Source organism: Synechococcus sp. R6-10 (assembly GCF_047461815.1).
GTDB lineage: Bacteria > Cyanobacteriota > Cyanobacteriia > Thermostichales > Thermostichaceae > Thermostichus.
Window position 1 is genome coordinate 1 of sequence record NZ_JANSHW010000067.1, and the last position, 15,804, is coordinate 15,804.

Consider the following 15,804-nt stretch of genomic DNA (forward strand, 5'->3'; position numbering starts at 1 on the left):
GGGTCACGGCGCGGATGCTCAGGCGCACACCGGGGAAATTGACCCCCTTGTTGTTGGAGAGGGTACCCCCGACAATGGTGCGGCAGAAGAGTTCGCCCGCTTCCGGATCCACGGCTTCCACCCGCATCTCCACTCGACCGTCGTCGATGAGGATCGTCGCTCCTTCGGGCACTTCTTGGGCCAGCTTGTCGTAGGTGACCCAGCTGCGCTCTTGGGATCCCAAGACAGGTTTGCTGGTCAACACAAAGGGATCCCCTGCCTTGAGGGTGATCGAGCCTTCGGCGAACTTGCCCAGGCGGATTTTGGGCCCCTGCAGGTCTTGCAAAATGGCGACCTGGATGCCCAGATCCATCGCGGTTTGGCGGATCAGGCGAATGCTGCGGCGGTGTAGCTCGTGATCCCCATGGGAGAAGTTCAGGCGAAGGGTGGTTGCCCCTTGCAGGATCATCTCCCTGAGAATGGCTGGATTTGAGCTGGCAGGGCCGATGGTGGCAACAATTTTGGTGCGTCGAAAAGAATCCCTCAAATGCATGTCCACTGTTCCCAAGGGAGAGCAGCCCAGATCCTTCCCCCACATAGGGATCTCTCTGATTACGATAACCCGTTATGTCTTTTTTGAGGCACCGCTTTTTTAAAATCCCCAGCGAGAGAGGATGGGAAAATAGGCAAAGCAGAGTGTAGAGATCCATCTGGAGTCGAGCGATGCCGGTTGCCCCCGAATACGCCTTCCCCTTCGAGCACCATCAGAAGTTCTCTCTCGACAACCCCACCATCTCCAGCCCAGGGGTTTCCAAGCGGGAATACATAGCCAGCAAGGTATTGCAAGGTATCGTGAGCAATCCCCAGACTCCTGTTGGCGATTTGTCTCCTGAGCAACGACAGGCTTTGGTCTATACGGCGGTGTTGTTGGCAGATGATTTGTTGGCGGCCCTCGGCGCTCAGTAGAGAGGTTCTTGAGATTGCAGCGCACCCTCTTGGGGTGAGGTTTAGGCCGAGGTTGACCGTTCGCGGCGGGGGGCCGTAGGCTCTGCTACTACATACGCCGCAGCCGTTGAGTCAACTCTTCCCCCAAGCGCATCCATTCTGCCATCCCTTCGGGATTCACCTGTCGGTCATCCTGCCAGAGAATGAGGTGGGCGCCGGCCCCTTCGGCACAATAGTTGGGATGCTGCTCCCAAAAACCAAGGACGCCAGGATGGAACCGCAGCCGAACTTGGGCTTCATCCTGTCCTCGCAAGAGATAGCTCCGAGAAAACTTAGGGTGGCTCTCGAAGTTGATATCTTGCATGCCAAAGGCTTTGGCGATGCCGTGGAAAAAGGCATTTTCGGGGTGCAGCCGAAAACGCGGCAGATGAAGATCCTCGTGATAGGCGTAGAAGACGGACTGGCGATAAGTGCTGGAACTCTTGCCCCTGCCGCGGGTGTATTGGTAATCAAAAACGGTAATCTCAGTGCCATCGATCAGCCGCTTGGACATCGAATTATAGAAACGTCGCCCATGGCCTCGTTCAAACAGTCCAAAGCCTGCTTGCAACAAGCGAGATCGAATCTCTTCAGGCAACTGGGCAGAAAAGCGCATTCCTAGCTGTGCAGCTACCCGCTCCAGAGCTTCTCGACGTTTCTTTTCGTGGTAAAGGGCTAGAGCCAAGATCCCGGCAGCCAGAGCTAAAAACAGGATAAAAATAAGCAACCCCATACCGTCTCCCTCGGCTTAGCCACTGCAGCGCCCATCCCCACAATACCTGAGCAGATTTCCAAAAGGATCCCTGCCTTCGACCATTCAGCCGAGCGGTCTCCCCTTGTCTTTTGTAGAGAAGTGACCCAATACAGCTGAGTGTGTCAAAGTTTGACGAAATTGTAGGGAGCGGTGAAGTTGTTGTAGCGAATGCGCAGCCGCCCCTGGAAGGTCTGGTCTAGCTCCTCTACTTTTTGGGCAAAAACCGGCTCATCTTCCCAATTGATCAAAAACGAGCCGTTGTAGGCCATGTTTTCGGTGAGCAGATCTCCTTCTACGCGGTCGCTGGCCAAGGGGCTGAGGGCTGCTGTAAAGGTCTGGGCAATGCGCTGACGTCGCTGCTCTAAGAGCTGCTCCAGAGCCCGTCCGATCTCGACTACCGCGTCCAGCCCCAGAGGAGCGCCGGCCATTTCGTCTCGCCGAGCTTTGAGGGCAGGGTTTTCCTCTAGCCCCAGCTTGAGCTCCTGCTCGGGATCCCAGAAGACTTTGACTCCCACCTCCCGCTTGCCCTCCAGGCGCTCCAGCAGAGCCAGCAGATCCGCCAAGCGGGGCTGCACCAAGTCCCGTTCCACCTGCTCCCAGCCGCTCACCACCAGGCCAAATTGCAGAGGCAGCAGAGCCCGATGTCCCTCGTTCATCACTTTTTCCAGCACGGCCTCATGGGCGAGCAAGTTGGCCCGGCTGGCCAGGTAGCGCTCCTGTCGAGCCTGGGAATACAAGAAGGCCAGGGATCCCAGCCCATGAACCTGCACCGGCTGCTTGTCCAGCCCCACCACACTCAGATGACGCGGGCCAGGGGCAGCGACGATCCCGTAGAGGTAGAGGGCGCTATGGGGATTTGCCGTTGGCATTGCTGCGGGCATCTCCGATCAGCCACGTGAGGTTGGACTCTTCGGTGTCGATGGCATTGCCATCCGAGGAAATGCAGTAGCGACCCATCACCATCTGGTGGCGTAGGGTCACGCCTGCCGCAATCTGGGTGTAGTTAAAAATCAAGCTGCCATCCAGCGTACACCCTTCATTCAACACACATCCGTAGCCAATTGCCGTGGGGCCGATGAGTTTGACCCCGTCCGCCAAATAGCTGCTGGCCCCGATGTAGACCGGTGGCTCGATGTGGATGCGATCCCAGTTGGCGCGGATGTTGATCCCCGTCCATACGCCGGGTTGAATCTGGATCCCGGGCACCTTGACCCCCTTGATCTCGCCGCGCAGCACTTTTTGCACCGCCAGCCAGTAGTCGTGGGTGCGGCCAATGTCCACCCACTGAAAGTCAGCCGTGATCCCATAAAAGGGAGCGCCCGCTTTCACCAAGGCCGGGAAGAGATCGCTGCCGATGTCGTAGGGGCAGCCAGGGGGAATGTAGTCGAACACTTCCGGCTCGAAAACGTAGATGCCGGTGTTGATGGTGTGGCCGAGGGCCTCTTCCCGCCTAGGCTTTTCTTGGAAGGCAGTGATGCGACCCGTCTCATCGGTTACCACCACTCCGTAGCTGGAGACCTGGCTGGGATCCACCTGCCGCAGGACCACAGTGGCCAGCGCTCCCTTGGATTTGTGAAAGTTGACGATCTGCGTGAGGTTTAGGTCGATTAGCGCATCCCCACAGAGCACCACAAAGGTACTGTCGAAAAATCCGGAGAAATCCTGGATCTTGCGCATACCGCCAGCGGAGCCCAGAGGTTCGGCCACCGGCTGGCCGTTCTCAAAATGGCCTTCGAAGGAAAAGCCGATGTGAACCCCCCATTGCTGCCCATCTCGAAAGTAGTCTTCGATTTGGTGGGCCAAGTGGCTGGTGTTGACCATGATCTGGTCGAAGCCGTGTTCCCGCAGCAGCTCCACCAAAAATTCCATGACAGGCTTGTGCAAAATGGGGATCATCGGCTTCGGCATCATGTAGGTGATGGGCCGTACCCGCGTGCCTTTGCCTGCTGCCAGGATCATGGCTTTCATGCCGTCATCACTCCTCCGGGCTAACCGTGCTCTGACTTTATCATCCCAGGATCGGCATTCCAGAGAACCGGCGGGGCTTTCAAGAGGCTGGGGAATCGCTGCTGGGATTCCGATCCCCTACAATCAAGGGGGCTTGCTCTTCTGGGCATTTCGCCAAGGGTTTCCCCTGAGCCCCTCGTTTTGCCCCGTCTCTCCTGAGAGTTCCACCCGGCAGACGGGGATCCCAGCATTCTTACATTGATTGCTCCTGGCCCAAGATTCAGACGGATGTATCAGACAAATGTAGTAGATCCTGAAAAAGATGCTGGATGGCCGTCCCGACAGCCCACCCATCACGATTGCCCTGGCCAAGGGGGCCTTGCTGCCTGAGGCCATTCAATGCCTGCAGCAGGTGGGGATCGATTTCAGCCGTTTTTTGGATCCCGGCAATCGCCTGCTGCGGATTGAATCCCCCACCCGGCTGAACGGACAACGCTACGAAGCGCTGCTGGTGCGCACTCACGATGTGCCGGTGTACGTGGAGTACGGGCAGGCGCAGTTGGGCATTGTCGGCTACGACGTCTTGCGGGAGCGCTATGCCGGCACCGAAGCGCGGGTGGCCCACCTGTTGGATCTCCAATTTGGCCACTGTCGCATGTCGGTGGCCCTTCCCCAAGATAGCCCCTACCACTCGGCAGCTCAGTTGCCTGCTCATGCCCGCGTGGCTTCTAAGTTTGTCGGCTGCGCCCGCGAGTATTTTGACCGCCTGGATTTGCCGGTGGAGCTTATCTCTCTCTATGGTTCGGTGGAGTTGGCCCCCCTCACCGGCATGGCCGATGCCATCGTCGACTTGGTAGCCACAGGGCGCACCCTGAGGGAAAACGGCCTGATTGAGCGAGACTGCCTATTCGAGAGTACAGCTCGCCTGATTGCCCATCCCATCAGCTACCGTGTCAACCAACAGCCTATCCGCGAGTTGATCACCCAGATTCGGGAACGCTGGCTGGGATCCCTGTTGGTGGGTGGCTAATTTTGAGGCACTTCCTCTGAGGGGGATCACGATTGCGTACAATGGGGGCATTCGGGCTTATTTCCCCCAGCAGCGTTCAGATTCAAAAAAGGTTTTTCGAGGTTGATTATGCGGTACCGTCCACTGCTCGCCATCCTGTTGGCGCTTTGTTTGAGCGTCTTTGCTGTTCCGGCTAAGGCTGCCAAGGCGCCGCTGACCTATGACCAGATCCGCAACACCGGCAAGGCCGCCATTTGCCCTTCGGTCTCGGACAACGCCCGGGGCCGTATCGAAGTGCCTAGGGGGGGATCCCTGAAGCTGACGGATGTCTGCTTCCAGCCGGTGCAAATTGAGGTGGAAGAGGAAAAGCGGAACGGCGAGAAAGAGTTCATCAAGGCCAAAAACATCATGATCTCAGCGGCCACTCTGGGGCCGATTAAAGCTGAGGTGACTCCCAAAGACGGTGCGCTGGAGCTCAAAGTGGTGGATGGGATCACCTTTCAGCCGACCACCGGCCAAATGCCCCGCCGCGAGCTGGTGCCGTTTCTGTTTAGCGTGAAAGACTTGGTCGCCACTGCCCAGGGCTCCGCCATTGACCCTTCGACGGATTTTGAAGGGGAGTTCTTGGTGCCCGGCTATCACAGCAGCACCTTCCTCGACCCGCGCGGGCGGGGATCCAACACCGGCTACGACACTGCGGTAGGTCTACAGGCTGCCAAAGATGATTTTGCCACCAACCGCAAGGTGGACGAGGTTTCCCAGGGGAAAATGTCCCTGCGGATTGCTCGCGTGGATCCCAGCACTGGCGAAATGGCGGGATCCTTTGTTAGCATTCAGCCTTCCAGCACCGAGCAAGGGGCGATGGAACCCCACACTGTTCGCATTCAAGGCCTGTTTTACGCCCGCCTGGCGGGAGAGTCTTGAAAGCGCCTGAGGGCAGAGAATAACCCGCCTCAAACCAGGATGGGCAGGGATCCCGGAGATCTCCGCCCGTTTCTGTTGGCTATGTTCTCTGTCCAGGTTGGCCCCTTTTGCCTGTTGGGGAAGTGTGCAGCGATAAAGTCTGGGCCAGATGCCGCCACAGGTTCATTTGCAGATGGCCGATGCCACTAACCTGCCTTTTATGTTGACTCTGGACCCAAGGGGACTCTCAATCTGGACTCAAGGAAGCCCTTTGTGAGTTCCGCTTCAGCCAGTACCGCCACCAGTGCGGATCCGAGTTCTGCTGCGCTCGCTACCCCAAACTGAGCCTCTTTGCCGCAAGATGAGGTTCAGGGCAAAGAGGGAAGTGATGGCCAACTACGACTGGATTCTGATCGGCGGTGGGATTACCGGGGCAGCCCTAAGCTATGAACTGGCCCGCCAGGGGGGATCCGTTCTGCTGATGGAGAAAGATGGAGTGCTGAACGGAGCAACCCGCTACAGCTACGGGGGCTTGGCCCATTGGGCGGGCAAAACGCCGCTGCTCAAAGCTTTGGGGGAAGAAGGGATCCAACGCTACCGCACCCTGTCAGAAGAGCTGGAGGCAGACATTCAATTTCGTGAGCTGGATCTGCTCATGCCCATTGCCCCCGGCTACGATGCAGAGGCCGTTGAGGCGGATCTGGCCGACTGTCGCATCCCACCCCGGCGGATTTCGGTGGCGGCAGCCTGCGAGCTGGAGCCGCTGCTGGATCCGGCCGCTCTGGAAGTAGTCCTCTGGGCTCGGCATGGCCACATCAACCCCTTGTTGACGGCGCTGGCCTTTCAAAAAGCCTTTCAACGATTGGGGGGATCCCTCTTGATCGCAACAGCAACGGCCCTGCGGCGGCAGGGAGCGCGCATCACGGGCGTAGAGTCCGGAGCCGACTGCTACGGAGCAGGCCAGGTGGTGGTGTGCGCCGGCGGCTGGACACGGGCTCTGTTGCGCCAAGCGGGAATCCGGGTGCCCATCTACTACACCCATGCCGAATCCCTGGAGCTGGAGCCCTCGGATTTGCAATTGAAAGCGTTGGTGATGAGCGTGCCCGTGCAACGCTTGGAACTGGAACGACAAGCCGCCTATCCCGATCGGGATCCCCTTTGGGACGAGCCGGGGCACGAGCTTGGCCCGCCGATTTTGGATGCCGGGATCCTGCAATTTGTGGATGGCAGCATTCGCATGGGCCAGATCAGCCGGGTATTGACAGATCCCCATGCCGAGGTGGATGCAGCCGCCAGCGAAGCCCAGATCCGGGAACAGGCTGGTCGCTACCTGCCCAAGTTGGCCCACCTGCCCGGACGGTGGTATCACTGCTTGGTGGCCTTTAGCGCCGATCACCAGCCTCTGGTGGGATCCCTGCCCGGCTGGGAAGGCTTACAACTGTTTTCCGGCTTCAGCAATCCCCTGCCCATCGTGCCCGCTTTGGCCCGTCGCTTCGCCCAACAAGCCTATGGACAAGCGGATGAATGGATCCCTGCTCTGTCGCCGGCGCGGTTTGCCCAGGTTTTGAGTTGATGCCTTGCCTATTCTCGATGACCATTGCCAACAAGTCTGGAATACGGCTATCCCGTCTGCAGCATAATGAAAGCCGGAAGTTCTCTGCGTCGGATCTATGCCCAACAGCTTGCCCAGCTCCGTCGATCTCAGCCAGAAGCGCATTTTGCTCACAGGGGGCAGCGGCTTTTTGGGCAAACATGTGCTGCAACAGTTGCAGGTGCTGGGGGTAAAGCCGGAGCAGGTGCGCATCCCGCGCTCCCGCACCCAGGATCTGCGCCGTTGGGAAGTCTGCCAAGAGGTGGTGCAAGGGCAAGATATCGTCATCCATTTGGCCGCCCACGTGGGTGGCATCGGCCTCAACCAAGCCAAGCCGGCAGAACTCTTCTACGACAACCTCATCATGGGATCCCAGCTCATCCACGCCGCCTACCTGGCCGGGGTGGAGAAGTTTGTCTGCGTGGGCACCATCTGCGCCTATCCCAAGTTCACCCCCGTTCCCTTCAAGGAAGAGGATCTCTGGAACGGCTACCCAGAGGAGACCAACGCCCCCTACGGCATCGCCAAGAAAGCCCTGCTGGTGCAGCTGCAGGCCTACCGGCAGCAGTACGGCTTCAACGGCATCTACCTCCTGCCGGTGAACCTCTACGGCCCCATGGACAACTTCGACCCCGAAAGCTCCCACGTCATCCCAGCCTTGATCCGCAAAGTGCACGAAGCGCAGCAACGGGGCCAAAACTACGTCGAAGTGTGGGGGGGATGGCAGCCCCACCCGCGAGTTTTTCTACGCTGAAGATGCGGCCCGCGGCATTGTCATGGCCACCCAGCTTTACGACGGGGCGGATCCCTTGAACCTGGGCACCGGTGAAGAGATCTCCATCCGGGATCTGATTGCCCTCATCTGCGAGCTGATGGAGTTCCGGGGAGAGATCCGCTGGCAAACGGACAAGCCCAATGGCCAACCCCGCCGCTGTCTGGATGTCTCCAAGGCCCGAGAGAGGATGGGTTTTGTGGCCAAAGTCGGCTTGCGGGAAGGGCTGCAGCGCACCATCGACTGGTACCGCCGCCACGCCTGCTCTGGGCAAAGCTAGGCAACCCCTTGGCTCTCCAGCCGGCCATCCTCCATGTGCAGCACCCGATCCGCGATGTCCAGGATGCGGTTGTCGTGGGTCACCATGAGGATGGTGCAACCCTGCTCCCGCGCCAACTTCTCCATCAGGGTCACCACCTCGCGGCCCGACTTACTATCTAGGGCTGCCGTGGGCTCGTCCGCCAGCACCAGCTTGGGATGGCTAACCAAGGCGCGGGCAATGGCCACCCGCTGCTTTTGTCCGCCGGAAAGCTGTTCCGGGTAGTAGTGGACGCGATCCCCCAGGCCCACCGCCGCCAGCATTGCTTCCGCTCGCTGCTGGGCTTCCTGAGGAGAGAGGCCGTTGTGCAGCTCCAGGGCCATGCGCACGTTTTGGGCTGCCGTCAGGGATCGCAGCAGGTTATGGGCCTGGAAAATGTACCCGACCTGGCGGCGGATTTGAATGAGAGTACTGGGCTGAGCTCCCCGCAGCTCCTGTCCCAACACCCGCAAGCTGCCCCCCTGCACCGAGCGCAAGGCCCCCAGCAGCGTCAGCAGGGTGGTTTTGCCGGAGCCGGAAGGGCCAGTCAGCAGCACGATCTCCCCTGGCTGCAGGGCAAAGCTAATGTCGAAGAGAATCTGCTTGCGCAGGGATCCCTCGCCGAAATAGTGGTTTACACCTTCGGCTTTCACCACTGGCTCAACGGCATTCTGGGCAGAAGCAAGGGCAGCTTGATCGAGAAGAGAAGTCAGCATAGGAAACTCAAAATCTCAAAACTTTGCGTTGACAACTCATTGACCACTTAGGCCGTCATTTGGAGCGTTGAGATGAGACCATTTAGAAACCTTTGGCCGGAGAGCGTTGATGAGGATCCCAGAAGTTTTTAGACAGCCTAGCTCAAACCCTTCACCATCCATCCGATCCCCTTTGGCAGACTATTGACTTACCAACGCCCCGGCGCCCTGCCCACAGCCAAAACTCTAGAAAATGTCGGCAGGATCGGCTGCCCGCAGCCGTCGCACGGCAATCGCTCCTGAGATGAAACACATGCTCACCGCCAGCCCCAGCACCAGCACTGCCCGGTTGAAGGTCATGGCAATAGGCAGCAACGTGGCATTGGCCGTCAAATCGTAGAGCAAAACCGACAGGGCAAAGGCAGGAATGTACCCCAAGCCGGCCAGCAGGAGCGCCTCCTGAAATACCACCCCCAGCAGGTAGGTATCGGTATAGCCCATGGCTTTGAGAGTGGCATATTCCGCCAGGTGATCCGACACATCGGTGTAGAGAATTTGATAGACAATCACAATGCCGACAATAAAGCCCATGCCCACCCCCAGGCCGAAAATAAAGCCGATGGCTGTGCCCTCTTCCCAGTAGGTTCGCTCCATATCGATAAACTCCGCCCGTGAGAGCACCCGCACATCTTCCGGCAGCAAAGCCCGCATCTGCCGCACCAAGGGATCCGGATCCATACCCGGCTGAAGCTGCACCACGCCGATATCCACTAGGCCGCGCCCCCGCTGCGGAAAAATGCGCAGGAAATTGAGGTCGCTGGTGAGAATGGTGCCGTCGGCTCCAAAGGTGGCCCCCATCTCAAACAGGCCCCCCACCTGGACGCGGCGGTTTCCCACCTCAGTAACCACCTCTCGCCCGGACTCAAACCACTCTGGGATGGGGCCAAACTCGCTGCGGGAGCGGCGGTCAAACAGCACCACGTCCGCCTTTTTGATCTCTTCCAGCTTGTCCGGCGTCAGTTCCGGCAAGTCCAACAGATCAGCCGAGGGATCCACTCCTACCACGAAAATGCTGCGGGTACGGCGGGTCTCTGGGTTTTTCCAGAGGGCAAAGCCCACATAAACGGGTGAGATGGCCCGCACCCCCTCAAAGCCCAGAGCCTGATACAGCCGCCGCTGCGAGAAGGTGTTCATGGCAATCAGGGCGTTGGACTGAGGGCTGACCAGGAAGATCTCTCCCTTCAGGGCCACGTGGAAGCGGATGGCACTTTCCAGCAAGCTATCCTGGAAGCCCAACTGCATGAACATCAAGATGCAGGCAAAGGCGATGCCCGCCAGGGCCACCAGCAGGCGGATCTTCTCCCGCGTCAGTTGCAGCCAGGCCAACGGGAGCCGGCGCGCGATAAAAGCCACACTGAACAGGCTGTACATCCCCCCGCTTTACCCCTCGACATCAATGGCCACATTCACCTGCAGGTTGGTCAGGCCAGCCACGCGGGCGCTGCTCTCCGGATCCAGGCGGATATACACTTCCACCACGCGGGCATCCACATCGGCAGCAGGATCGGTGTTGAGCACATCTTTCTTGCCAATCTGCAGGCCCACCCGCTCCACTCGGCCCTGCAGGGTTTCTGGCAGAGCGCGGTTGCTAATGGTGGCCTGCTGGCCTGGCCGAACCCGCAAGATGTCTGTTTCGTAGACCTCGGCCACCACCATCATTTGGTCAGTGTTGCCCAGCTCGAGAATGCCCTCGCCGGCGGGGATGACCTCTCCAGGGCGGGTGTGGATCTTGAGCACCTGTCCAGCACGGGGAGCGCGGATGAGGGTGCGCTCTAGGCGAGCTTCTGCCAGTTCCAGATTGCGGGCCAGGGATCCCAGTTGGACTTGGGCTTGGGCCAGACTCAGTCCCGCCTCGGCAGCTTGGACTTGGGCTTGGGCATTGAGCAGATCCCGCTCACGGGCCAGGCGCAGTTGGCTCAGGGTGGCTTCGGCAGCCCGCAAGTCCTCCTGTCGTTGCCGCACCAGCAGCCGGCGTTGATCCAGCTCTTGTTGCGAGATTGCTCCTTCCTGCCAGAGCTCCTGAAAGCGGGCCAGATTGGCCTCGGCATCGGCCAGTTCTGCCCGGATACGTTCCACCACCGCTTCCTGGGAGCGGATTTGCATCTGTTGCGGCTCGTCCAGACGGCTGAGGCGGGTGCGTGCCTCTTGGATTTGGGCCTGACTGAAACGGGTCTCGGCCTGCAACCGGGCGCGGGCCTCTTGAAGTTGGGCGGCAGCGTACTCTCGCTCCGCCAACCGCTCGGCGTAGCTTTCCAAGCGGGCCAGCACTTGGCCTGCCACCACGCGATCCCCCTCGGCCACCAGCAGCTCTCCCAGCCGTTCTCCGGGGGAACCGGCAATGCGCAGCACTTCCCCCTCCGGCTCCAGGCGACCCAAAGCACCAACTTGCGGAGGCAGCCGCATTTCCACCGTTGCCTCTGCACTTCCCGATACCGACTGTGTGGCTCCCTGTTGGCTCAATCCCAGCCATGCCAGACCGGCACAACCAAGCAGCCCGACTCCTGCCAGCGACCAAAGCGCTCGTGGGTTCATGGCCTTTTACCTGCTGTGGCTTTGCAGACGACAAACGCCGCCTCTTTTTCTTAAATAAGTGTAAAGTTTTTGGGATGAAAATGTCCAGCTGTATTCTGTGTTGCTTGTGCTCACCGTATTTTCACCCCCTGTGGGTTCCCCAAGGTGCCGGCAGATCACGGCAACCGGTGGGGCGCGGCCTACCTAGCTCTGGGGATTCCTGATATGATGTGGCCTGTTCGAACCTGTTTGTAGTCAGCAGAACGCAGTCCTTTTTTTGGAGTGTGGCGGTTTTAGGAGTGGGGTGGAGTTGCGATGGTGGAAACAGTTGGAGGAGGGGATCCCATCCCGCCGTTGCCGGTTCGGTCTCAGCCTCCGCCCCTGCATTTGGATCCCCTAGATCCCTTGCTTTCCACCTATCACTTTGTGGGCATTGGTGGAGTGGGGATGTCGGCCCTGGCCTATATCCTGGCTAAACAAGGGTTTCGCGTTTCCGGATCCGACATTGTCGCCAATGGCCGTACCCGCCGCCTGGAAGCTTTGGGGGTGCGCTTCTTTCAGGGCCACAGCTTGGAGGGGTTGGTCGGGGATCCCCAGGTGGTCTATTCCAGCGCCATTCGCCCCACCAATCCAGAATTGGCCGCTGCCCTGGGCAAGGGATTGACGGTTTGGCACCGGGCAGACTTGTTGGCGGCTCTGTTTAACCGTCGCTCTGGCATTGGGGTGGCCGGCACTCACGGCAAAACCACCACCAGCAGCATGATCGGCTATGTGTTGCTCTCGGCGGGCTGGGATCCCACCTTGATTATCGGCGGGGAAGTGGATGCCTGGGATGGCAATGCCCGTCTGGGTAAGGGGGAGTATTGGGTGGCCGAGGTGGATGAGTCGGATGGATCCCTGGTGCGGCTCTATCCCAAGATTGGGGTGATCACCAACATTGAGCTGGATCACCCCGATCACTACGCCGATTTGGGGCAGGTGATCCGGGCTTTTCAACAGTATGGGCAGCAGAGCCAAACGCTGGTGGCCTGCCTGGACTGTCCCAACGTGGCGGCTCACCTGGCGGTGGATGTGGGCTACAGCCTGACCGGTCATCCCCAAGCCCAGTACCAAGCTCGCCAAATCCTCTACACTGCCAGTTTCACCTGCGCCGAGATTTGGGAAAGGGGATCCCTCCTCGGACAGCTTCGCCTACAGGTGTTGGGATCCCACAACCTCAGCAATGCCCTGGCGGCGGTTGCCGTTGGGCGACAGTTGGGCTTGGAGTTTGCGGTGATTGCCTCAGCTTTGGCGCAATTTCGGGGGGCGCATCGCCGCTTTGAGCACAAGGGGGAAGTGGGTGGAGTCACCTTTATCGACGACTATGCCCATCATCCCAGCGAGATTCGAGCCACCCTGCAGGCAGCACGGCTACAGCAGCGGCGGGTGGTGGCCGTGTTTCAGCCTCATCGCCACAGCCGTTTGGCTGCCTTGTTCCAGGATTTTGCCCGCTGCTTTGGGGAGGCGGACGTGGTGGTGATCGTGCCTACGTATGGAGCGGGAGAGCCGGCGCCTGAGGGTTCCGACAACAGCTTGCGCTTGGCCGTGGCGGTGGCGGAGCACCATCCCCATGTGCGCTATGTGTCGTCTTTGCCGCGATTGCCGGAGGTGTTGCCGTCCGTCCTGCAGCCTGGAGATCTCGCCGTTTTTTTGGGCGCAGGGGACCTAAATCAGCAGATAATCGCTACGATGCGGGCATATGCGGCTCAGGTGAGGGAACAGCCTGGGCAAGCCAAAAATCCAAACTTCAGCTGAAAAGATAGCTGCTTCTGAGGTATTGAATCATGACGACGGCTCCGGTGGTGCCTCAGCGGGATGGTTCCTGTGAGTCTGAGGCGGCAAGTCTTACCGCTGAAGACAGGCTTCTCCCCCGCGGGCCGGCGGCTCTGCTATCTGGACGAATTCAATCGGGGATCCCGTTGGCTCCTCTGACCACCTTTCGCGTGGGCGGCAAAGCGGAGTGGTATTGTGAGCCCCGTAGCCATCTGGAGCTGCAGCAGTGTTTGGCTTGGGCGCGAGCAGAAGGGATCCCCACGACGCTGCTGGGGGCAGGCAGCAATCTGCTCATCAGCGATGCCGGGTTGAAGGGGCTGGTGATCGGCACTCGCCGTTTGCGGGGGATCCAACTGCTGGAAGGGGGGAGAATTTGGGCCGCTGCCGGAGAGCCTTTGGTCAATCTGTCGCGGGCCGCCGCCAGGCAAGGCTGGAGTGGGTTGGAGTGGGCGATTGGGATCCCGGGCACGCTAGGGGGAGCCGTGGTGATGAATGCCGGTGCCCACGCTTGGGCCATGGCAGATGTGCTGGCGGAAGTACAGATTTTGGATGAGGAGCAGGAGCCCTACCGCCTAGAACCTGCCGATCTGCAATTTGGCTATCGCCGCTCTCGCCTACAGGACTCCCCCTGGACGGTGACAGGAGCGACGCTGCAGTTGATCCCAAGCAGGGATCCGTCCCAGGTGCAGTGGGAAACCCAGCGCTACCTCAACCAACGCCTAAGCTCTCAGCCCTATCATTTGCCCAGTTGTGGCAGCGTCTTTCGCAACCCAGAGTCTCACCCTGCCGGCTGGCTAATCGAGCAGGTCGGCTTGAAGGGGTACCGCATCGGTGGGGCCCAAATTTCAGAGCGCCATGCCAACTTCATCCTCAATTGCCATCAGGCGAGTGCCAAGGACATTTACCGCTTGATTCGCTTGGCCCAGGAAAAGGTCTATCAACAATGGTCGGTGCTTTTGGAGCCAGAAGTGCGCATTCTGGGATCCTTTGAGGATTAGAGGAGCATTGGGCAGACAATTTGGACTGTTTTCTTTTGGTGATTTTGATGATTCTGCTCTTAAACTGTTCTTACCAGCTTAGATGCTCGTCGATTCTTTCCTATCGGCTTATGAGTCAAGATGCAGCCACCTTACGTCGTTTAATTCAACGGCTCAATCAGTCCCACACCACTGCGGAAGAACGCCGCTATTTGGTGGAGATCGGCAGCCTGGCTGCTTTGCTCACCCCAGAAGAGGCTGCCGCTTTGGCCCAGGATCCCAAGCAACTCACCGCCGAGCAGCACTATCGCATTTGGGACTGGGTGCATCGCTGGGAACGGGAGCACCGCCACGAAGATCTGGACTGGGATCCCTCCCTAGACCGACACAACGACTAAGCCTCGAGAGAACTCCATCCTGCTCTTGCGATCGGGAGCTCAGCTGAGATCTTGGGATCTAAGACAGAAGCCATCTCCAAGTCTCATTTTTGAACAGGATCCACACCCCCAAACCCACCAGAATCCAGGGCACCCAGTGTTCTGTCCGTTCCGTTAAAACCTTCGCCACTGCAGGCTGCATCGTCAGTTTTTGAGCCACTGCAAACCACAATCCCTTCATCAGAAAAAAGATTGTGGCAAAGAGGGCCAACTGGAGAGGGGTGCTGCCGGCAAACAAAGGAACGTACAGGCTGACATTATCTCCGCCGTTGGCAAAGATGAGGAGCATGGACATCAGGGCTGGTGGGGGCAAAAAAACTGACCAAGCCTTTTGGGTTGGGCGCTCTTGCAGTTCTTCCAGCTCTTCTTCCAGGGCTTCTTCCAGCTCAGGTTGCTACAATTTCCAACCGCCTACCGCAATCGGGATCAACCCCAGCAGCCCAATCGCAGGTGGCGGCAACAGCAGGCCCCCCAGGTATCCCAGAGAGCTGAGCAGGATCAACCCTGCCAAGCCCAAGTAGCCTCCCAGCCAAATGTGCCAGCCCTTCCACAGGGGTTGCAGCTGCGCCTGGGCAAACAACAGAACCAGCAAGAAAAAGTCGTCGATATGGGTGGCAACAAAAGCGAGGATCCCTTCGACTAAAGTTGCCCAGAAAATTGCCAGCGGCATAGGGTTAAGAAATGGGGAAGATGGCGCTGATATCGACGAGGTGAAACTGAAGCAGCCCAACAATTGCCGAAGTATAGGCGGTAGAAGAAGCCAGCCCAATCATGAGATCACGTTTCACATTGCGAGGTTTTTCGCTTTTCTCGACGACATCCGTAGCGCCAAACTGCATCATGAGAATGCCCATCAAGTTGGAGAGCCAATACCCCACGAGGGTTCCGCCCAAAAGCCACTGTGGCTGCCACAGGCTACAAAGGTAGCCAAACCCATAGGCAATCGGCAGGTTGAAAAACAAGTCATTCCACCAGGAAAGGGGAGACAGCATAAACCCCAAAATCAGCTAGAAATCGCAGGAGCCCCGCACTGTACCCGTAGGGTCAGTGCCGGGAGGAATGCGCTTTGATGAAG

General features: G+C 59.0%; 15 protein-coding genes and 2 pseudogenes. 8 read left to right on the forward strand and 9 right to left on the reverse strand.

What is annotated here, in order from left to right; translation table 11 throughout:
• Window positions 1-532: pyruvate kinase (locus NW837_RS02175; protein WP_414329066.1), on the reverse strand; the 532-nt coding region annotated here is incomplete at its 3' end.
• A gap of 170 nt (window positions 533-702) precedes the next feature.
• Here NW837_RS02175 and NW837_RS02180 point away from each other — a divergent pair.
• On the forward strand, window positions 703-945 hold the full coding sequence (locus tag NW837_RS02180) for a hypothetical protein (RefSeq protein WP_414329067.1): 243 nt from the start codon (window positions 703-705) through the stop codon (window positions 943-945).
• A gap of 88 nt (window positions 946-1,033) precedes the next feature.
• Here the strand turns inward: NW837_RS02180 and NW837_RS02185 are convergent, their stop codons facing one another.
• The 3 genes from NW837_RS02185 to NW837_RS02195 all read right to left on the reverse strand — a co-directional run bounded on the left by NW837_RS02185 (window position 1,034) and on the right by NW837_RS02195 (window position 3,685).
• On the reverse strand, window positions 1,034-1,696 hold the full coding sequence (locus NW837_RS02185; RefSeq protein WP_414329068.1) for a hypothetical protein: 663 nt from the start codon (window positions 1,694-1,696) through the stop codon (window positions 1,034-1,036).
• 143 nt (window positions 1,697-1,839) lie between these two features.
• Window positions 1,840-2,586, reverse strand: coding sequence for a GvpL/GvpF family gas vesicle protein (locus NW837_RS02190; RefSeq protein ID WP_011433160.1), 747 nt, complete (start codon window positions 2,584-2,586; stop codon window positions 1,840-1,842).
• The gene (locus NW837_RS02195; protein WP_414329069.1) at window positions 2,564-3,685 is read right to left on the reverse strand and encodes a sugar phosphate nucleotidyltransferase; all 1,122 of its coding nucleotides are present in this window, start codon (window positions 3,683-3,685) and stop codon (window positions 2,564-2,566) included. The genes NW837_RS02190 and NW837_RS02195 overlap by 23 nt, the downstream gene beginning before the upstream one ends.
• Window positions 3,686-3,986: 301 nt before the next feature.
• On the opposite strand from NW837_RS02195, the gene hisG reads away from it, so the two are divergent.
• From hisG to NW837_RS02215, 4 genes and pseudogenes are all read left to right on the forward strand, one after another.
• Complete coding sequence (gene hisG / locus NW837_RS02200; protein WP_011433162.1) at window positions 3,987-4,694, forward strand: ATP phosphoribosyltransferase; 708 nt, start codon at window positions 3,987-3,989, stop codon at window positions 4,692-4,694.
• A 108-nt stretch (window positions 4,695-4,802) separates the two neighbouring features.
• Window positions 4,803-5,597 (forward strand): photosystem II manganese-stabilizing polypeptide, encoded by a 795-nt coding sequence (locus tag NW837_RS02205; protein WP_414329070.1) that lies wholly within the window; start codon window positions 4,803-4,805, stop codon window positions 5,595-5,597.
• Window positions 5,598-5,964: 367 nt separating this feature from the next.
• A complete protein-coding gene (locus NW837_RS02210; protein ID WP_414329071.1) occupies window positions 5,965-7,149 on the forward strand; it encodes an NAD(P)/FAD-dependent oxidoreductase in 1,185 nt (394 codons plus the stop codon).
• Between the two features lie 97 nt (window positions 7,150-7,246).
• Window positions 7,247-8,219 (forward strand): annotated as a pseudogene (locus NW837_RS02215) (GDP-L-fucose synthase family protein).
• Here the strand turns inward: NW837_RS02215 and NW837_RS02220 are convergent.
• The 3 genes from NW837_RS02220 to NW837_RS02230 all read right to left on the reverse strand — a co-directional run bounded on the left by NW837_RS02220 (window position 8,216) and on the right by NW837_RS02230 (window position 11,524).
• Window positions 8,216-8,953: a DevA family ABC transporter ATP-binding protein gene (locus tag NW837_RS02220; RefSeq protein WP_414329072.1), complete on the reverse strand. Its 738-nt coding sequence runs from the start codon at window positions 8,951-8,953 to the stop codon at window positions 8,216-8,218. The pseudogene NW837_RS02215 and the gene NW837_RS02220 sit on opposite strands and share 4 nt — an antisense overlap.
• A 225-nt stretch (window positions 8,954-9,178) precedes the next feature.
• The gene (gene devC, locus NW837_RS02225) at window positions 9,179-10,363 is read right to left on the reverse strand and encodes an ABC transporter permease DevC (protein WP_414329073.1); all 1,185 of its coding nucleotides are present in this window, start codon (window positions 10,361-10,363) and stop codon (window positions 9,179-9,181) included.
• Window positions 10,364-10,372: 9 nt separating this feature from the next.
• Window positions 10,373-11,524 (reverse strand): ABC exporter membrane fusion protein, encoded by a 1,152-nt coding sequence (locus tag NW837_RS02230; RefSeq protein WP_414329074.1) that lies wholly within the window; start codon window positions 11,522-11,524, stop codon window positions 10,373-10,375.
• A 333-nt stretch (window positions 11,525-11,857) separates the two neighbouring features.
• Here NW837_RS02230 and murC point away from each other — a divergent pair, with 333 nt between their 5' ends.
• The 3 genes from murC (at window position 11,858) to NW837_RS02245 (ending at window position 14,690) form a co-directional block, all read left to right on the forward strand.
• Complete coding sequence (murC, locus tag NW837_RS02235) at window positions 11,858-13,297, forward strand: UDP-N-acetylmuramate--L-alanine ligase (RefSeq protein WP_414329078.1); 1,440 nt, start codon at window positions 11,858-11,860, stop codon at window positions 13,295-13,297.
• A gap of 29 nt (window positions 13,298-13,326) precedes the next feature.
• Window positions 13,327-14,313 carry a UDP-N-acetylmuramate dehydrogenase gene (gene murB, locus NW837_RS02240; protein WP_414329075.1) on the forward strand — a complete coding sequence of 329 codons (987 nt, stop codon included), beginning with the start codon at window positions 13,327-13,329 and terminating at the stop codon, window positions 14,311-14,313.
• 110 nt (window positions 14,314-14,423) lie between these two features.
• Complete coding sequence (locus tag NW837_RS02245) at window positions 14,424-14,690, forward strand: hypothetical protein (RefSeq protein ID WP_414329076.1); 267 nt, start codon at window positions 14,424-14,426, stop codon at window positions 14,688-14,690.
• Between the two features lie 58 nt (window positions 14,691-14,748).
• On the opposite strand, the pseudogene NW837_RS02250 reads toward NW837_RS02245, so the two are convergent.
• A pseudogene (locus NW837_RS02250) lies at window positions 14,749-15,399 on the reverse strand (cadmium resistance transporter).
• A gap of 4 nt (window positions 15,400-15,403) precedes the next feature.
• Window positions 15,404-15,721 carry a hypothetical protein gene (locus tag NW837_RS02255; protein WP_414329077.1) on the reverse strand — a complete coding sequence of 106 codons (318 nt, stop codon included), beginning with the start codon at window positions 15,719-15,721 and terminating at the stop codon, window positions 15,404-15,406.
• Between the last annotated feature and the right edge of the window lie 83 nt (window positions 15,722-15,804).